This is a genomic window from Pseudomonas sp. 102515 (assembly GCF_031085165.1).
Classification (GTDB): Bacteria; Pseudomonadota; Gammaproteobacteria; order Pseudomonadales; family Pseudomonadaceae; genus Chryseomonas.
The window spans coordinates 1,345,043-1,361,561 of sequence record NZ_JAVHTY010000001.1 but is presented as its reverse complement, the minus strand read 5'-3'; the positions used below and the strand labels follow the sequence as shown (position 1 = coordinate 1,361,561).

Below are 16,519 nucleotides of genomic sequence, written 5' to 3'. Positions count from 1 at the left end.
CTAGTCGCTGGCGCCGAACAGCGCCCGGCGGCCTGCGGGCGAGGTAAAGATGGCGTCGCCGTTGTGGCCGACGCCGGGGACCTCGATCAGCGGCTGGCGCAGCCCCGGATGACGGCCTTGCAGGTAACGGTAGTAATTCAGCCCGCGGGCCAGGCGATAGGCGCCCTGGGCCTCGGCGGCGCAACCCTTGTCCAGCGCCGGATGGTTGGGGTTGGTGTCCTCGGCGCCCAGCAGATAGGTGAGGTCGAGCCCCGCATAGTGCTGCTCCAGGCTGGCCGCCGTGCGTCCTTCGGCATAGGCCGGCAGACCCTGCATGCCGTATTTCCAGGTGTCGAAATCCGGGCAGCTGGCGGCGTCGGCGAAGGGCAGGGGCTGGCCCTGGGCATCCGGACGGCGGGCATCGAAATAGGCATAGGACGACGGATTGGCCACCACGTATCTCAGGCGGATGCCACGGGCGGCGAGGGCACGCTCGCCCTGGCCGAGCACGGCGTAGCGCTGTACCACCTGGCCACCGCCGGAATGCCCGGCGATCACCACCTCCTGCAAATTGGGCAGCAGGCGGCGCTCCGCCAGCCGTGCGAGCAGGGCATCGAACACCGCGAAGCTGCTCAGCGGCTGCGGACCCAGGGCGGGCTCGCCGCCCATCCAGGCATTGCCCTGCCAGCGCAGCAGGGTGTCCGGTAGCCGATGAAGCCGGACATCCGTTTCGTTGAGGAACTGCGGCGCGATCACCAGGGTGTCCGCCGCGGCGCCGGCCGCCGCCGTGGCCGTCTCGCCGGAACGGAAATAGGTCGCGGCATTGCGCAGGCGGCCATGCACGATCACCAGGGCGCGGCGGATCTCCGGATGGGGCTGGTTCCAGTCGGCCGACAGCTGCAGGGTAGCCTGCGCCTGGCCAATCGGCAGGCGGTCGCTGACGATACGGGCGACCCCCTCATGGGGCGCCGCCTTGGCGGAGCCCCAGGCCAGGGCCAGGCACAGCGCGAGCAGGCGACGCATTGGGGGGTTCTCCAGTGTGATCAGAGCGCCTTGGCGGCGAAGGTATCGCAGCTCTCCACCTTGCCACTGTCGAAGCCGGCGCGGAACCACTTGACCCGTTGCGCCGAGCTGCCGTGGGTGAAGGAATCCGGTACCACGCGGCCCTGGGACTGGCGTTGCAGGCGGTCATCGCCAATGGCGTTGGCAGCGTTCAGCGCCTTCTCCAGGTCACCCGGCTCCAGCCAGTTCAGCCGCTTCTGGGCGTCGTTGGCCCAGACCCCGGCATAGCAGTCGGCCTGCAATTCCAGGCGCACCGATAGCCCGGTGGCACCCTCGGTGGGGATGCCGCGACGGCGCGCCGCTTCCATCTTGCTGGTGGTGCCGCTGAGGTTCTGCACATGGTGGCCGACCTCGTGGGCGATCACATAGGCACGGGCGAAATCGCCATCGGCGCCGAAACGCTGCTGCAGTTCCTGGAAGAAGGTGAGGTCTAGGTAGACCTTGCTGTCTACCGGGCAATAGAAGGGGCCGCTGGCCGCGGTGGCGCCACCGCAACCGGATTGCACCTGTCCATTGAACAACACCAGCTTGGGCGGCTGATACTGCTCGCCATGGGCCTGGAAGATGCGCGTCCAGGTGTTTTCGGTCTCGCCCAGCACCACGCGGACGAAGTCCACCTGGCGATTGTCGGCCGGCGCGGTGGTCTCCTGCTGGCTCGGCGCGCTCTGGCCGCTGAGGCTGATCAGGTTGCCGAGGATCTGCGTCGGACTCTGGCCGCTGAGCAGGCCGAACACCACCACCAGGGCCACGCCCCCCAGACCGAGGCCGCCGCCGATCTTCATGCCGCGTCCACCGCTGGCCTGTTGCACGTTGTCGCTACGTTGTCCCTTGTCCCACTGCATGGCGCTCGCCTCATGATCTTAGCTATCGCTAGGACCGCGGGGCGCGCCAAAAATGCGTTACCGGAAATGACAACGCCCGCGACGGGCGCGGGCGTTGTCGGCGGAGCGGAGCGCGGGATCAGGCCGCGGTCTGGCCCTGCTTGAGGCTTTGCATGTCGATCACGAAGCGGTACTTCACATCGCTCTTGAGCATGCGCTCATAGGCGTCGTTGATGTCCTGGATGGCGATCTGCTCGATGTCCGAGACGATGCCGTGCTTGGCGCAGAAGTCCAGCATCTCCTGGGTCTCGCGGATGCCGCCGATGAGCGAGCCGGCCAGCTGGCGGCGCTTCATCACCAGGTTGAACACGCTGGGCGCCGGGTGCGGCTCGGCGGGCACGCCGACCAGGGTCATGGTGCCGTCCCACTTGAGCAGGGTGAGGAAGGCGTCCAAGTTGTGCGGCGCGGCCACGGTGTTGAGGATGAAGTCGAAGCTGTTCGCGTGGGCGGCCATCTCGTCTTCGTTCTTCGACACCACCACCTCGTCGGCGCCCAGGCGCAGGGCGTCGTCCTTCTTGCCCGCGCTGGTGGTGAAGAGCACCACGTGGGCACCCATGGCATGGGCGATCTTCACGCCCATGTGGCCGAGGCCACCCAGGCCGACGATGCCGACCTTCTTGCCCGGACCGACCTTCCAGTGGGCCAGCGGCGAATAGGTGGTGATGCCGGCGCACAGCAGCGGCGCCACGGCGGCCAGGTTCTCGGTGTGGCTCACCTTGAGCACGAACTTCTCGTTGACCACGATGTGGTCGGAGTAGCCGCCCTGGGTGTTTTCGCTGCCACCGTAGAGGTTGCCGTTATAGGTGCCGGTGAAGCCATTCTCGCAGTAGGACTCTTCACCGGCGTCACAGGGGGCGCAGTGCTGGCAGCTATCGACCATGCAGCCGACGCCGACGCTGTCGCCGACCTTGAAGTTCTTCACGTGGGCACCGACCGCGGTCACCTTGCCGACGATCTCGTGACCGGGCACGGACGGGTAGAGGGTGTTGTTCCACTCGTTGCGGGCGGTGTGCAGGTCGGAATGGCAGACGCCGCAGAAGAGGATGTCGATCTGCACGTCGTGGGCACCGGGTTCGCGCCGCTCGAAGGAGAAGGGCGCCAGGGGCTGGTCGGCGGACTGGGCAGCGTAGCCTTGGGCTTGGCTCATGAGATACCTCATCTAGGTGGTGGAACCGGGGGGGGTGGAACGTCGCGGCCAGGCGGACCTGGCCAGGTGACAAACCGCCGATCCTGCTGAGCCAGAGCCGACGGCGCCAATCGATCGTCTCGATATCTGTCATGCCGCCCATCGATGGAACTCAGGGGCGAGCGGGGTACGAGATTTTACGACCGGGGTGCCCGCGCGGATGTTCCCGCCCTGGCGCGGCAGCTGGGGCCCAGTGGTCGAGCGGTCGTGGCTAACGCGCAAGCTTCGGCGCCACGGTGGGCAGCAACCGGCTGGCCAGGTGCTCCAGCAGCAGCCGGACCCGTGGCAGGCTCTCGCGACTGCGCGGCCACACCAGATTGATCGGCGAGCCCTCGACGCCATGCTCGGGCAACACATCCACCAGGGCGCCGCTGTCCAGGTGCGTGGCGATCAGCCAGGTCGGCAACTGGGCGATGCCATGGCCGGCCAGGGCGGCCAGCACCTCGCCTTCGCCGTCGCCCACCACCAGGCGTGGCTGGAAGATCCAGCGTTCGCTGTCACCCGGCTGTTCGCCGCGCAACTGCCAGGGGCTGATCAGGCCATCGGCCTGGCGAAAGCCGATGCACTGGTGATCGACCAGCTCGGCCGGGGTCTGGGGCCGGCCATGCTGGGCGAGATAGGCCGGGGCGGCGCAGAAGACCTGGCGCTGGGTGCCCAGGAAGCGATGTCCCAGGCTGGCTGGCCAGGCGTCGGAGCCACCGATACGCACCAGGATGTCGATGCCTTCGTGGACCGGGTCGACGAAGCGATCCGACAGCGACAGATCCGGTTGCAGCAGTGGATAGCGGTGCAGCAGCGCCAGAATCAGCGGCAACACATGCAGGCGGCCATAGGAGGCGGGCAGGTCGATGCGCACCCGACCATGGGGCTCGCCGTCCTGCGCGGTCAGCCCCAGTTCGGCCTGTTCCAGCTCGGCCAGTACCCCGGTGCAGGTGCGGTAGAAACTGGCGCCGGCCTCGGTCAGGGTCAGGCGGCGGGTGGTGCGCTGGAACAGTCGCACGCCCAACCGGCTTTCCAGCCGCGCCACGCTCTTGCCGACGGCCGAACCGGTGAGATTGAGGCGCTCGCCGGCCGCGGTGAAGCTGCCGAGGTCGGCCACGGTGACGAAGACGTCGAGGCCCTTTAGGCGTTCGGAGGAATACAAGGCTGGCTCCTGATTGCGGAATCCGATTCCTGTTAAAAAGGAATTTATACCCAGGATACGCCGTTAATTCTCCAATAGGCTGGAATCTACCTTGAGACAAGGCACTCCCTTATCTACAGCACCTGCGATCACGGCAGGCCGTTCTCAACCCTATCTGGAGGTTTCATGCGCAAGGGCACCGCTCTCATCGTCGGCGTGACCGGCATTTCCGGCTACAACCTGGCCAACACCCTGGTCGCCTCGGGCTGGACCGTCTACGGTCTGGCGCGCAAACCGGTGGCGCAGGAAGGCGTCATCCCGGTCGCCGCCGACCTGCTCGACGCCGAGTCCACCCGCCAGGCGCTGGCCGGCCTGCCGATCAGCCATGTGTTCTTCTGCACTTGGACCCGTCGCGCCACCGAGAAGGAAAACGTCGAGGCCAATGGCGCCATGATGGACAACCTCTGCCAGGCCCTGGACAGCGCGCCGCTGCAGCACCTGGCGCTGGTCACCGGCACCAAGCACTACCTGGGTTCCTTCGAGGAATACGGCAGCGGCAAGGCCGAGACGCCCTTCCGCGAAAGCGAACCGCGCCAGGCCGGCGCCAACTTCTACTACACCCTGGAAGACATCCTCTTCGCCGCCGCCGAGCGTCACGGCTTCGGCTGGAGCGTGCACCGCTCCCACAGCATGATCGGCCAGGCCAAGGGCACCAACGCCATGAACATGGGCCTGACCCTGGCGGTCTACGCCTCCCTGTGCAAGGCCACCGGCCAGCCCTTCGTCTTCCCCGGTTCCCGTACCCAGTGGGACGGCATCACCGACGTCACCGACGCCGGCCTGCTCGCCGAGCAGCTGGAATGGGCCGCCCTGGCGCCGGCCGCGCGCAACCAGGCGTTCAACACCGTCAACGGCGACGTCTTCCGCTGGCGCTGGCTGTGGGGCGAGATCGCCGCCTTCTTCGAGCTGGAGCCGGCGCCCTATCCCGAGCAGCCCATGCCACTGGAAGCGCGGATGAAGGACGTGGCACCGGCGCAGTGGCGCCAGCTGGCCGAGCAGCACGGCCTGGTGGAAGCCGACGTCGACAAGCTGGCCTCCTGGTGGCACAGCGACGCCGACCTGGGCCGCGAGATCGAGTGCCTCAACGACATGACCAAGAGTCGTGACCTGGGCTTCTTCGGCTATCGCGACACCCGGGCGAGCTTTCTCGACCTCTTCACCCGGCTGCGGGCCCAGCGCCTGATTCCCTGAGCCGCTCTGGCACGCCGGTCCCCGTGAACACGGGCGGCCGGCGGTTTTCACCGGCCGTACGCGGGGCGCAAAATGCACGTTCTCGTCGCAGGATGCGCCCCATGCTCGAACCCCTCGCTGCCCTGATTCCCGCCTTCAGCCCGCTCGACTGGCTGTTCATCGAAGCCATCGTGGTCCTGGCCTATCTGATCTTTGGCGTCGCCGGCTTCGGCAGCGCCCTGGTCGCCGGTCCCTTGCTCACCAGCTGGATGCCCCTGTCGCGCATCGTGCCCTTGCTGGTGATGCTGGATTTCCTCGCTTCCTTCCACAACTGGCTGCCGGATCGCCGCGCCATCGCCGGGCGCGAACTCAGGCGGCTGCTGCCCATGCTGCTGCTCGGTGCCGCCCTGGGCACCTACCTGCTGATGCGCACCGATGCCCGGTTGCTGATGCTCTGGCTGGGGCTCTTCGTGGTCGCCTATTCCAGCTACAGCCTGCTCACCCCCAAGGGCTTTCGCCAACTAACGCCGGCCTGGTCGATCCCGGCGGGCGGGGTAGGGGGCCTCTGCGGTGCCCTGTTCGGCAGCGGTGGCTTTCTCTATGCGCTCTATCTCAACGGCCGCCTGGAAGACAAGAACGCCATCCGCGGCACCCAGAGTTTTCTCATCGGCTGCAGCGCCTCCATCCGCATCGTCCTGCTGCTGATCGCCGGTGCCTACAGCGACGGCCGCCTGCTGCTGCTCGCGGTCTGCCTGCTGCCCGCCATGCTGCTCGGCGGCTGGATCGGCCGCCACCTGCAACGCCGCCTGTCGCGAGAGCGCTTCACCCGCTTGGTGACCTGGCTGGTGCTGGTCTCGGGCATGACCCTGATCGGGCGGTATCTGGCGGGGTAGCGGGTTTGTCATGGTCATGCCGATCGCGGCCATGGGCCGCTCCTACGGGACGTTAGGCTTTTGTAGAAGCGGTCGCTACGGCGCACCGGCATGGCCGCGATGCTCTCAGACGCCGTAGCCTGGTAGGGTGGAAAACCGCGCAGCGTTTTCCACGCGAAGTGGCCACCTTGGGAACTCCCAGGCCCACCCACCTCTCCGCTCTACAACACCCTTGACGGAGAACGCCCATGCTCACCTCCATCCAGGCCGGCGTCTTGGACGTGGCCTACCAGGTCCAGGGACCAGAAATCGGGCAACCGGTCCTGCTGCTGCATGGCTTTCCCTACGACATCCACGCCTACGCCGAGGTGGCCGACGAACTGGCCGCCGCTGGCTGCCGCGTCTACGTGCCCTTTCTGCGTGGCTACGGCGCCACCCGCTACCTGAGCGCCGACACCCCGCGCTCAGGCCAGCAGGCCGCCCTGGCCCACGACGTCCTGGCGCTGCTCGATGCCCTGGGCCTGGCGCGGGCGACCCTGGCCGGCTACGACTGGGGCGGCCGTGCCGCCGGTATCGTCGCCGCCCTCTGGCCGGAGCGGGTCGCGGGCCTGGTAGTGGGCGACGGCTATCCGATCCAGGACATCGCCGCCACTGCCACCCAGCCCGCCGAGCCGGCGGCGGAGCTGCGCTATTGGTACCAGTACTATTTCCATGGCGAGCGGGGCCGGGCCGGGCTGGCGAAACATCGCCGCGACTTCTGTCGCTTGCTCTGGTCGCTGTGGTCAGCCAGCTGGCGCTTCAGCGACGCCACCTACGCGCTTACCGCCGCGGCCTTCGACAATCCCGATTTCGTCGCCACCGTGATCCACTCCTATCGTCACCGCTACGGCCTGGCGCCGGACGATCCGGCCTATGCCGACACCGAGCGCCTGCTCGCCGCGCAGCCACCCATCCGCGTGCCCACCACGGTATTGGCGGGCGCCGACGACGGGGTCACCGCAGTGCAGGGTGAAGCTGAGGTAGCGCAACACTTCAGCGGACCCTTCCGCTACGAGGTGCTACCCGGCTGCGGACACAACATCCCCCAGGAAGCCCCCGCTGCATTCGCCGCCGCGGTAAGGGAGCGGTTGCCGTAGGTCAGGTTGAGACAGCTTCATCGTCGAAGCCCAACAGCGTTCAAGCCTGGACAATGTTGGGCTTCGCTACGCTCGACCCAACCTACGAGATGTACGCCGCTTTTCCCCTCTCCCCCTGGGAGAGGGCTGGGGTGAAGGTGCAGGTTGTCGGGCTTTGCTGCGCTAAACAGATGGCTGCGTCGGGTGGATAACGGCGCAGCCTTATCCACGCGCACCCGCCGCTACCGCCCCAGCACCTCCGGATTGGCCAGGCCGGTCGGTTCGCCGCTGAAGAAGCCCACCAGGTTGGCGAAGGCCTCGCCGAAATAGAGTTCGTAGCTGTGCTTTTCCACGTACCCCAGGTGCGGGGTGCAGAGCACCTGGGGATGGGCGAGCAGGGGGTCGTCCGGCGCCACGGGTTCCTGCTCGAAGACATCCAGCGCCGCCTGGCCGGGATGGCCCAGCTCCAGCGCCGTGAGCAGGGCGCCGGGCTCGATCAGGCCGGCGCGGGCGGTGTTGACCAGCAGGGCGCTCTTCTTCATCCGCGCCAGGTCTTCGGCCCGCACGCAACCCCGGCTGCGCTCGCTGTATCTGAGGTGCAGGCTGATGACATCGGCTTCGGCGAAGAAGGCCTCCTGGCTGCTCGCCGCGCGATGGCCGTCGGCTTCGGCGCGGGCGCGCGAGGCCTCGCTGCCCCAGACCAGCACCGGCATGCCGAAGGCCTGGCCATAACGCGCCAGGCGCTGGCCGATCTTGCCGTAGCCCCAGATGCCGAGGATCTGCCCATCCAGCCGTTCGCCCAGGTTGACCTGCCAGCGCCCGGCATGGAGCGCGTCGATGGCGGGCTTGAGCTTGCGGCGGGCCATGAGGATCAGCGTCCAGGTCAACTCGGCGGTGGAGACCGGCGAGCCGCTGCCTTCGCAGACCGCTATTCCCCGGTGGGTGCAGGCGGCCACATCGAGGTGGGCGGTGGCCTTGCCGGTCTGGCTGATCAGCTTGAGGCGTGGCAGGTGCGCCAGCAGCTCGGCGTCGATACGGGTGCGCTCGCGGGTCAGCACCAGGGCATCGGCGTCACGGAAGCGCTCCACCAGCACCCTGGGATCGCGCTCGGCATCGTGATAGAGCGTCACCTGATGCCCGGCGCGCTGGAGCAGCGGATAGCAATCCAGGGTTTCGACGACGTGCTGGTAGTCGTCGGGGATGACGATATGCATGGCGGGCTCCGTTGTTGTTCTGGATCGCCAGTGGAGCACTTGCAAGGTCGTCCGACAAGCTTGGGAGCGCCCTCGTAGGTTGCGCTGAGACAGCTCTACCGTCGCAGCCCAACGGCCAGGCCTAGTAGGGAATCACCAGCGGCGTGCCCGCCAGCGGATTCTCGATCACCGCGCACTTGAGGCCGTACAACGCCTCGATCAGCTCGGGCGTGACGATCTCCGCCGGCGGGCCCTCGGCGAGGATGCGGCCGGCGCGCAGGGCGATGATGTGGTCGGCGTAGCGACAGGCCTGGTTGAGGTCGTGCAGTACCGCCACCAGGGTGCGGCCACCCTCCCGATTGAGGCGGCAGAGCAGCTCCATCAGCTCCACCTGGTGGGCGATGTCGAGGAAGGTGGTGGGCTCGTCGAGCAGCAGCAGCGGGGTCTCCTGGGCCAGCGCCAGGGCAATCCACACCCGCTGGCGCTGGCCGCCGGAGAGGCTGTCCACCGCCCGCTCGGCCAGCGCCAGGGTATTGGTGGCTTCCAGGGCGTGCTGCACCGCGCGCTCGTCGGCCTCCGTCCAGCCGGCGAAGGCCTGGCGATGGGGATGACGCCCGCGCGCCACCAGGTCGCTGACCAGGATGTCCTCCGGCGCCACCGCGCTCTGCGGCAGCAGGCCGATGCGTCGGGCCACCTCGCGGGTCGGCAGCTCCTGGATCAGTCGGCCGTCCAGGCGCACCTCGCCGGCCGTGGGGCGGATCAACCGTGCCAGGCTGCGCAGCAGGGTCGACTTGCCGCAGCCGTTGGGGCCGATGATGACGGTGAAGCGCCCATCGGGCAGGCGCACGTCGAGGTCGGCGCAGATCGGCAGGCCGCCGTAGCCCACGGTGAGACGGTGGGCGGCGAGGCGACCGGAGGGGGCGTCTTGGCTCATGAGGTCCGCCGCCATTCGCGGCTCAGCAGGAAGATCAGATAGAGGCCGCCCAGGGCGCCGGTGAGCAACCCGACCGGAATCTGGAAGGGGGCCAGCAGCCGCTGGGCCAGCAGGTCGGCCAGGGCGATGAGGCAGGCGCCGAGCAGCGCGGGGGCGAGGATGCCGAGATCGGCGCTGCGGGTCAGGCGGCGGGCCAGCTGGGGCGCCGCCAGGGCGACGAAGCCGATGGGGCCGGCGGTGGCGATGGCCAGGGCGGCGAGGGCCACGGCGACGGCCAGTAGCAGATTCTGGCTCGGCAGCACGGCCAGGCCCAGCGCGCGGGCCAGGTCGTCGCCCAGCTCCAGCAGGCGCAGCCGCCGCGCCAGCCAGGCGGCCAGCGGCAGGAGCAGCAGGCAGCCGGCCAGCAGGGTCAGGGTGCGACTCCAGGTCAGCATGTCCAGGCTGCCGAACAGCCAGAGCCGGGCCTCCTGGGCTTCATCCAGCTCGGCGCGGGTCAGCAGGTATTCGTTGAGCGAGGCGAGCAGGGCGCTGACGGCGATGCCGAGCAGGATCATCCGCTCGCCACGGATCCCGGCCAGAGCCGCCAGGCCGGCGACCAGTACCGCGGCCAGTAGCCCGCCGCTGAGGGCGCCCAGCATCAGCGCCGCACCGCCCAGTTGCAGCCACAGCAGGGTGATCAGCGCACCGCTGGCCGAGCCGACGGTGAAGCCCACCAGGTCCGGACTGGCCAGGGGATTGCGCGCCAGCCGCTGGAAGATGGCGCCGCTGGCGCCCAGGGCCGCGCCGACGCCAAAGGCCGCCAGCAGTCGCGGCAGGCGTAGCTCCAGCAGGATGAGGCTAGCGAGGGCGTCGCCTCGACCGAGCAGGGTGACCGCCACCCGGTGCGGCGCCGGGGCGAAGGCGCCGCCGGTGAGGGTCAGGGCGCAGACGGCGATGGCCGCCAGCACGAGCAGCAACAGGCAGGCCTTGAAGCGCACCGAGCGGCGGGGGGCGAAGCGATGGCGACTCAAGGGCGCACCCGGCGGGCGGAGCGGATGATCAGCGCGAGCAGCACCGGGGTGCCGAGCAGGGCGCAGACGATCCCGGCTTCCAGCTCTCCCGGCAAGGCCACGCGGCGGCCCAGGGTGTCGGCCAGCAACAGCAGATTGGCACCGGCCAGGGGCGCCAACGCCAGGATCCAGCGCCAGTCGGCACCCACCAGCAGGCGCAGGGCATGGGGCACCACCAGGCCGAGAAAGCCGATGGGTCCGGCCACCGCGGTGGCGGCGCCGCACAGCAGCACGATGGCGACGAAGGCCAGTAGCCGCAGTTGCCCGGGTCGGGCGCCGAGGGCGCGGCCCAGGTCATCGCCCAGGGCCAGGGCATTGAGACGGCCGCCCAGCGGCAGGCCCAGGGCCAGGCCGATCAACAGCAGCGGCAGGATGCCGAGGGCGCCACCCGGCGTCTGGCCGCTCAGGGCACCCACGGCCCAGAATCGGTAGCTGTCGAACACCGCGCTGTCGAACAGGGTGATGATGCCGGTGCAGGCGTTGAGGCTGGCGCTGAGGGCGATGCCGGCCAGGATCAACCGCAGCGGCTGGCCACGCGCCGGGGCGCTGCCACCCAGCAGATAGACCAGGCCGGCAGCCAGGGCCGCCCCCAGCAGGGCGCAGGCCAGGCGCGCCGGGGCGTCGTCCAGCCCCACCAGCGACAGCCCGGCCACCACGGCGAAGGCCGCCCCGGCATTGATCCCCAGCAGCCCGGGGTCGGCCAGGGGATTGCGCGTCAGTGCCTGCATCAGGGCACCGGCCAGACCCAGGGCCGCGCCCACCAGCAGCCCGAGCAGGGTGCGCGGCAGGCGCAGCTGCCAGAGCACCACGGCCTCGGTGGAATCATCGGACGCAACGAGCAGGTGCAGGATCTGCGCGGCCGACAGCGAGCGCGCCCCTATGCCCAGGCTCGCCACCACCGCCAGCGCCAAGACGATCAGCAGCAGGACCAGCACCAGGCCACCGCGGGCGGCGGATGTCCGTTGCGCAAGGGGAGCGGGGCGGGCCGCCTGGGTCATGTCACCCCCAGGGCGCCGGCGACCGTGCTCACCACCTGGCGAGCGGCGAGGGGGCCGGCGTTGAGGTAGAAGGCGTCGGTGTCCACGCGAACGGCCCGGGCCTGACTCACCGCAGTGAGCCGGGGCCACAGCGGCTGTCGCGCCAGGCTGACCAGGGCGGTGCCCTGCTCGGCGTAGAACAGCCAGTCGGCATCGGCCAGGTCCAGCAACTCGGCGCTGACATCCCGTGAGGTGCCCTTGAATCTCTGCGCCGCCGGGCGGGTCACGCCCATGGCTTGCAGCAGCCCGCCGGCAAAGGAATCCGCGCCCATCAGGCGCAGTCGGGCGCCGCTGGAAAACAGCAGGGAGGCGGAGGGTGGCTGGGCGGCGAAGCGCTGCGCCAGGCCGGCCAGTTCTCGATCCAGGTCCGCCAGCAGTCGCTCGGCCTGCTGACGGCGGCCCAGGGCATCGGCCAGCAGCAGGAAATCCGCTCGCCAGTGGCCGCCGGTGCCGCGCGCCACCACAGTGGGGGCGATGCGCGAGAACAGTTCCAGGCCACCGGCCTTGAGCACGGTGCGATTGAGCACGATCAGATCCGGCGCCAGGCGCGCCAGGGCTTCCAGATCCGGCGCCTGGCGACTGCCCAGATCGACCATGGCGTCCAGCTCGCCGGCGCGGCTGGCGAGGGCGCTGCGCAGATAGCCGGGCGCCAGTGCGCGATTGTCCACCCGGGTGGTGCCCGCCGGGATCACGCCCAGGCTCAGGGCGGCGTCCAGCTGGCCGGTGGAGATCACGGCCACCCGTTGGGGGTGGCGGGGGAGGAGGGTGCTGCCCACCACATGCTCCACCTGCCGCGGAAAGTCGCCATCCGCCGTCGACGCGCGTGCGCATGCCCGACCCGGCAGCCCGGCGAGCAGGACGGTACCGGCGGCGAATTGCAGAAGGGCGCGACGATCGAGCATGACGGGGACTGGCTGAAGACGGCAAAGAGGCCCGCCAGGCGGGCCGAGGCCCCACGGCGGGGCGGCTAGGATAGAGCATCAACGCAGGGCTGGCACCTTCCGCCCCCTCTCCCCTTGGAAGAGGACTGGGGTAAGGGCAGGCCACTGGCTCAGAAGCTCACCGTGGCACTCAAGCGCGCCGTCCGCGGTTCGCCCACCGCCACCTGCAGCGGACTGTTGGCGCTCGACGGGTAGTACTGCTTGTCGAACAGGTTGTCGACGTTCAGCTGCAGGCGGGTCCGGTAGCCGGTCACCGGGAGGTCCCAGCGCAGGAAGGCGTCGGCCACGGTGTAGCTGCTCATGTAGAAGCTGTTGGCCGCATCGCCGGCCCGCTCGCCGACGTAGCGGGCACCGCCGCCGACGTGCCAGCCGCCCAGGTTGGATGGCACCAGCAGGTGGTGGGTCAGGTAGAGACTGCCGCTGTGCTTGGGCGCCTGGGGCAGGCGCTTGCCCTCGTTGCTGGGATCGTCGAGCACCTCGGTGTGATCGTAGGCGTAGGTGGCGACGACGTCCCAGCGCTCGGCCAGGCGACCGGTAAGATCCACCTCCACGCCACGCGAGCCGACCTTGCCGGCGGCTTCGCTCACGCTCACGCCACCTACAGTGCTGGTGGTCACCACGTTCTTCTTCTCGATGTCGTAGAGCGCCACGTTCAGGTTCAGGCCGGGCGTCAGGTCGTACTTGGCGCCTATCTCGAAGCTGCGGCCTTCTTCGGGATCGAAGGTGTTGCCCCGGTCGTCGACGGTGGTGTTCGGCACGAAGGATCGACTGTAGTTACCGTATAGCGACAGGGTATCGGTGGCCTGGAACACCACACCGGCCAGCGGCAGGGCCGCGTGATCACGCTTGTCCAGATTGACGACGTAATCCCGGCCCAGGCCTTGATCGCTGTACTGCTTGAAAGCCTGGTAGCGGCCGCCCAGCACCAGGATCCAGCGGTCGTTCAGGTGCCAGTTGTCCTTGAAGTACAGCGAAGTGGATTCCAGGCTGCTGTCCTGATCGCTCTGGGTCGTGCTCAGGAGGCTGGGTGCTGCCAGGTTGCCGTACACCGGCGCGTTGATGTTGATGTTGCGGCGCGAGGCATTGTTGTTGCGGTAGGTGTTGCCGCGGTACTGGTCGTTGTCCTCGTGATCGAGGCCCACCAGCAGATCATGGCGTTGGCCCAGCAGATCCTGCCGGCCGATGAAGTCCCAACTGGCGTACGTCGTCTCGTAATCGTAATGGGCGCCATTGGCCGTCCGCAGCAGATTGCCATTCGCGGCCAAGGAGACCGGCTGGGCGAAGTCCAGGCTGTACCTGTCATTGTTCCAGGCGTAGATCAGCCGGGTCTTCCAGTCATCGCTGAGCTGATACTCGTAGCGTGCACTGGCGGTCTCGGTGATACCGCTCGTTGAGGCCCACTTCTCGTCGAGGCGCTTGTCGTAGCTGGCGCTGCTGGGATGCCCATTGACGAACACCGTCCCCCGATCCACCGGGCCGGTGTAATCGTTATAGGAATAGGCCAGGGTCAGGCTGGCGCGCTCGCCGGTCCAGGACAGCGACGGCGCCACCAGGGTGTGCTGATCCACGCCATAGTTGCGCCAGTAGTCCTCGCTCTGGCGCTCGGCGATCAGCCGATAGGCGAAGCCGCTGTCACCCAGGGGGCCGGTGGTGTCGACGCCGAGATTGCCGCCGCCTTCGCTGTAGGCCGAGCCGCTCAGGGTGGTAAGCGGTTGATACTGCGGCTGCTTGCTGACCACGTTGATCAGGCCGCCGGGTTCGAGAGCGCCATAGAGCAGAGAGGCGGGGCCCTTCAGGACTTCCACGCGCTCGGCGGCGGCGTCGAAGTTGTGCGACAGATTCGAGCGCACCCCATCGCGAAAGATGGAGCCATCGGCGTTGGTACCGAAGCCCCGTTTGACGAAGGCATCCTTGGTCCCGGCCAGGGTGTTGCCCTGGGTCACGCCGCTGACGAATTTGGAGGCGTCGTCCAGGGTCCGCACCTCGTAGTCCTGGATCAGTTGCGGGGTCACGGCCTGCACCGACTGCGCCTCTTCCTTGATCGGCACGTCGCTCTTGCTCGCGGTCGAGGCGCGGGTCGCGCGATAGCCCTGGTCGGCCTCGCTGGCCGTGGCGGAGATGTCCATGGGGGCGAGGGTGGTGTCAGCCGCCGCCAGCAGATCCGAACTGGTCGCCAGGGCCAGGGTACTGAAGGCGAAGGGCGCGAAACGGCAAAGGGCTCTGGGCGGCGTGTTCAAGGGCGTTCTCGGGACGGGCGGGAAAAGTGGCGGCGATTCTAAAGTGATAGTCATTCTCAAGTAAATCGAATCCTCCGACCGTTGGTGTCAGGCGCGTTGCTGCCCATCCCCAAGCGCAGGTATAATGTCGCGCTCCTAAATTTTCCCGCCCGGGAGCGCCCGCCATGCTGCGCATCAGCCAAGAAGCCCTGACGTTCGACGATGTTCTCCTCATCCCCGGCTATTCGGATGTCCTGCCGAAAGACGTCAGTCTCAAGACCCGCCTGACCCGTGGCATCGAGCTGAACATTCCCCTGGTGTCCGCCGCCATGGACACCGTGACCGAGTCCCGCCTGGCCATCGCCATGGCCCAGGAAGGCGGCATCGGCATCATCCACAAGAACATGACCGTCGAGCAGCAGGCCGCGGAAGTCCGCAAGGTCAAGCGCTTCGAGGCCGGCGTGGTGAAGGACCCCATCACCATCGACGCCGACGCCAGCGTGCGCGATCTGTTCGATCTGACCCGTCTGCACAACATCTCCGGCGTCCCGGTGATCTCCGGCCGTGACCTGGTGGGTATCGTCACCTCCCGCGACGTGCGCTTCGAGACCCGTCTCGACGTGCCGGTGCGCGAAGTCATGACCCCCAAGGATCGCCTGGTCACCGTGCGCGAAGGCGCCGACAAGCAGGAAGTCCGCGAGCTGCTGCACAAGCACCGCATCGAGAAGGTGCTGATCGTCGATGCTGCCTTCGCCCTCAAGGGCATGATGACCGTGAAGGACATCGAGAAGGCCAAGGCCTACCCCAACGCCAGCAAGGACGACGCCGGTAGCCTACGCGTCGGTGCGGCCGTCGGTACCGGTGCCGAGACCCCCGAGCGCGTGGCCGCCCTGGTCGCCGCCGGCGTCGACGTCATCGTGGTCGACACCGCCCACGGTCACTCCAAGGGCGTGATCGAGCGCGTACGCTGGGTCAAGCAGACCTACCCGCAGGTCCAGGTCATTGGCGGCAACATCGCTACCGCCGAAGCCGCCAAGGCCCTGGCCGATGCCGGCGCCGACGCGGTCAAGGTCGGCATCGGCCCGGGCTCCATCTGCACCACCCGCATCGTCGCCGGTGTCGGCGTGCCGCAGATCTCCGCCATCGCCAACGTCGCCGCCGCCCTCGAAGGCACCGGCGTGCCGCTGATCGCCGACGGCGGCATCCGCTTCTCCGGTGACCTGTCCAAGGCCATCGTCGCCGGTGGCTACTGCGTGATGATGGGCTCCATGTTCGCCGGTACCGAAGAGGCCCCGGGCGAGGTCGAGCTGTTCCAGGGTCGCTCCTACAAGTCCTACCGCGGCATGGGCTCCCTGGGCGCCATGTCCCAGACCCAGGGCTCCAGCGACCGTTACTTCCAGGACTCCGCCTCCGGCGCCGAGAAGCTGGTCCCCGAGGGCATCGAAGGCCGCGTTCCCTACAAGGGCCCGCTGGCTGCCATCATCCACCAGCTGATGGGTGGCCTGCGCGCCTCCATGGGCTATACCGGTTGCGCCACCGTCGAGCAGATGCGCACCAAGCCGCAGTTCGTGCGCATCACCGGCGCCGGCATGGCCGAATCCCACGTCCACGACGTGCAGATCACCAAGGAAGCGCCCAACTACCGCGTTAGCTGATTCCTGATCTGTCGTTCTTATCGTTGCGATTCGGGGCTGTCTAGAC

General features: G+C 68.4%; 14 protein-coding genes. 4 read left to right on the top strand and 10 right to left on the bottom strand.

What is annotated here, in order from left to right; all coding sequences use genetic code 11:
- The 4 genes from RCF34_RS06240 to RCF34_RS06225 all read right to left on the bottom strand — a co-directional run bounded on the left by RCF34_RS06240 (position 1) and on the right by RCF34_RS06225 (position 4,252).
- The gene (locus RCF34_RS06240; protein WP_308707367.1) at positions 1-1,002 is read right to left on the bottom strand and encodes an alpha/beta hydrolase; all 1,002 of its coding nucleotides are present in this window, start codon (positions 1,000-1,002) and stop codon (positions 1-3) included.
- A gap of 20 nt (positions 1,003-1,022) precedes the next feature.
- On the bottom strand, positions 1,023-1,883 hold the full coding sequence (locus RCF34_RS06235; RefSeq protein ID WP_308707366.1) for a neutral zinc metallopeptidase: 861 nt from the start codon (positions 1,881-1,883) through the stop codon (positions 1,023-1,025).
- Positions 1,884-2,001: 118 nt separating this feature from the next.
- Positions 2,002-3,069, bottom strand: a complete 1,068-nt coding sequence (locus tag RCF34_RS06230; RefSeq protein ID WP_308707365.1) for an NAD(P)-dependent alcohol dehydrogenase — start codon at positions 3,067-3,069, stop codon at positions 2,002-2,004.
- A gap of 250 nt (positions 3,070-3,319) precedes the next feature.
- Positions 3,320-4,252 (bottom strand): LysR family transcriptional regulator, encoded by a 933-nt coding sequence (locus tag RCF34_RS06225; protein WP_308707364.1) that lies wholly within the window; start codon positions 4,250-4,252, stop codon positions 3,320-3,322.
- Between the two features lie 165 nt (positions 4,253-4,417).
- On the opposite strand from RCF34_RS06225, the gene RCF34_RS06220 reads away from it, so the two are divergent.
- The 3 genes from RCF34_RS06220 to RCF34_RS06210 all read left to right on the top strand — a co-directional run bounded on the left by RCF34_RS06220 (position 4,418) and on the right by RCF34_RS06210 (position 7,469).
- On the top strand, positions 4,418-5,482 hold the full coding sequence (locus RCF34_RS06220) for an SDR family oxidoreductase (RefSeq protein ID WP_308707363.1): 1,065 nt from the start codon (positions 4,418-4,420) through the stop codon (positions 5,480-5,482).
- Between the two features lie 101 nt (positions 5,483-5,583).
- A complete protein-coding gene (locus RCF34_RS06215) occupies positions 5,584-6,354 on the top strand; it encodes a sulfite exporter TauE/SafE family protein (RefSeq protein ID WP_308707362.1) in 771 nt (256 codons plus the stop codon).
- Between the two features lie 227 nt (positions 6,355-6,581).
- The gene (locus RCF34_RS06210; RefSeq protein WP_308707361.1) at positions 6,582-7,469 is read left to right on the top strand and encodes an alpha/beta hydrolase; all 888 of its coding nucleotides are present in this window, start codon (positions 6,582-6,584) and stop codon (positions 7,467-7,469) included.
- A 221-nt stretch (positions 7,470-7,690) separates the two neighbouring features.
- Here RCF34_RS06210 and RCF34_RS06205 read toward each other — a convergent pair whose 3' ends face one another.
- The 6 genes from RCF34_RS06205 to RCF34_RS06180 form a co-directional block, all read right to left on the bottom strand.
- The gene (locus RCF34_RS06205; RefSeq protein WP_308707360.1) at positions 7,691-8,662 is read right to left on the bottom strand and encodes a D-2-hydroxyacid dehydrogenase family protein; all 972 of its coding nucleotides are present in this window, start codon (positions 8,660-8,662) and stop codon (positions 7,691-7,693) included.
- Positions 8,663-8,783: 121 nt separating this feature from the next.
- Positions 8,784-9,590: an ABC transporter ATP-binding protein gene (locus RCF34_RS06200; RefSeq protein WP_308707359.1), complete on the bottom strand. Its 807-nt coding sequence runs from the start codon at positions 9,588-9,590 to the stop codon at positions 8,784-8,786.
- Entirely contained in the window at positions 9,572-10,585 is a 1,014-nt protein-coding gene (locus RCF34_RS06195) for an iron chelate uptake ABC transporter family permease subunit (RefSeq protein ID WP_308707358.1), read from the bottom strand. Before RCF34_RS06195 ends, RCF34_RS06200 begins: the two co-directional genes overlap by 19 nt.
- Complete coding sequence (locus tag RCF34_RS06190) at positions 10,582-11,559, bottom strand: FecCD family ABC transporter permease (protein WP_374941164.1); 978 nt, start codon at positions 11,557-11,559, stop codon at positions 10,582-10,584. Before RCF34_RS06190 ends, RCF34_RS06195 begins: the two co-directional genes overlap by 4 nt.
- A gap of 59 nt (positions 11,560-11,618) precedes the next feature.
- Positions 11,619-12,563, bottom strand: coding sequence for an iron-siderophore ABC transporter substrate-binding protein (locus RCF34_RS06185; protein ID WP_308707356.1), 945 nt, complete (start codon positions 12,561-12,563; stop codon positions 11,619-11,621).
- A gap of 149 nt (positions 12,564-12,712) precedes the next feature.
- The gene (locus RCF34_RS06180; RefSeq protein ID WP_374941146.1) at positions 12,713-14,839 is read right to left on the bottom strand and encodes a TonB-dependent siderophore receptor; all 2,127 of its coding nucleotides are present in this window, start codon (positions 14,837-14,839) and stop codon (positions 12,713-12,715) included.
- Positions 14,840-15,003: 164 nt separating this feature from the next.
- Between RCF34_RS06180 and guaB the strand changes: the two genes are divergently transcribed.
- Complete coding sequence (gene guaB / locus RCF34_RS06175; protein ID WP_308707355.1) at positions 15,004-16,473, top strand: IMP dehydrogenase; 1,470 nt, start codon at positions 15,004-15,006, stop codon at positions 16,471-16,473.
- Positions 16,474-16,519: the final 46 nt, after the last annotated feature.

Excerpts from the sequence above, each read along its gene's own strand:
- RCF34_RS06240 (WP_308707367.1), bottom strand. The coding sequence starts at position 1,002 with ATGCGTCGCCTGCTCGCGCTGTGCCTGGCCCTGGCCTGGGGCTCCGCC.
- RCF34_RS06235 (WP_308707366.1), bottom strand. The coding sequence starts at position 1,883 with ATGCAGTGGGACAAGGGACAACGTAGCGACAACGTGCAACAGGCCAGC.
- RCF34_RS06230 (WP_308707365.1), bottom strand. The coding sequence starts at position 3,069 with ATGAGCCAAGCCCAAGGCTACGCTGCCCAGTCCGCCGACCAGCCCCTG.
- RCF34_RS06220 (WP_308707363.1), top strand. The coding sequence starts at position 4,418 with ATGCGCAAGGGCACCGCTCTCATCGTCGGCGTGACCGGCATTTCCGGC.
- RCF34_RS06215 (WP_308707362.1), top strand. The coding sequence starts at position 5,584 with ATGCTCGAACCCCTCGCTGCCCTGATTCCCGCCTTCAGCCCGCTCGAC.
- RCF34_RS06210 (WP_308707361.1), top strand. The coding sequence starts at position 6,582 with ATGCTCACCTCCATCCAGGCCGGCGTCTTGGACGTGGCCTACCAGGTC.
- RCF34_RS06205 (WP_308707360.1), bottom strand. The coding sequence starts at position 8,662 with ATGCATATCGTCATCCCCGACGACTACCAGCACGTCGTCGAAACCCTG.
- RCF34_RS06200 (WP_308707359.1), bottom strand. The coding sequence starts at position 9,590 with ATGGCGGCGGACCTCATGAGCCAAGACGCCCCCTCCGGTCGCCTCGCC.
- RCF34_RS06185 (WP_308707356.1), bottom strand. The coding sequence starts at position 12,563 with ATGCTCGATCGTCGCGCCCTTCTGCAATTCGCCGCCGGTACCGTCCTG.
- guaB (WP_308707355.1), top strand. The coding sequence starts at position 15,004 with ATGCTGCGCATCAGCCAAGAAGCCCTGACGTTCGACGATGTTCTCCTC.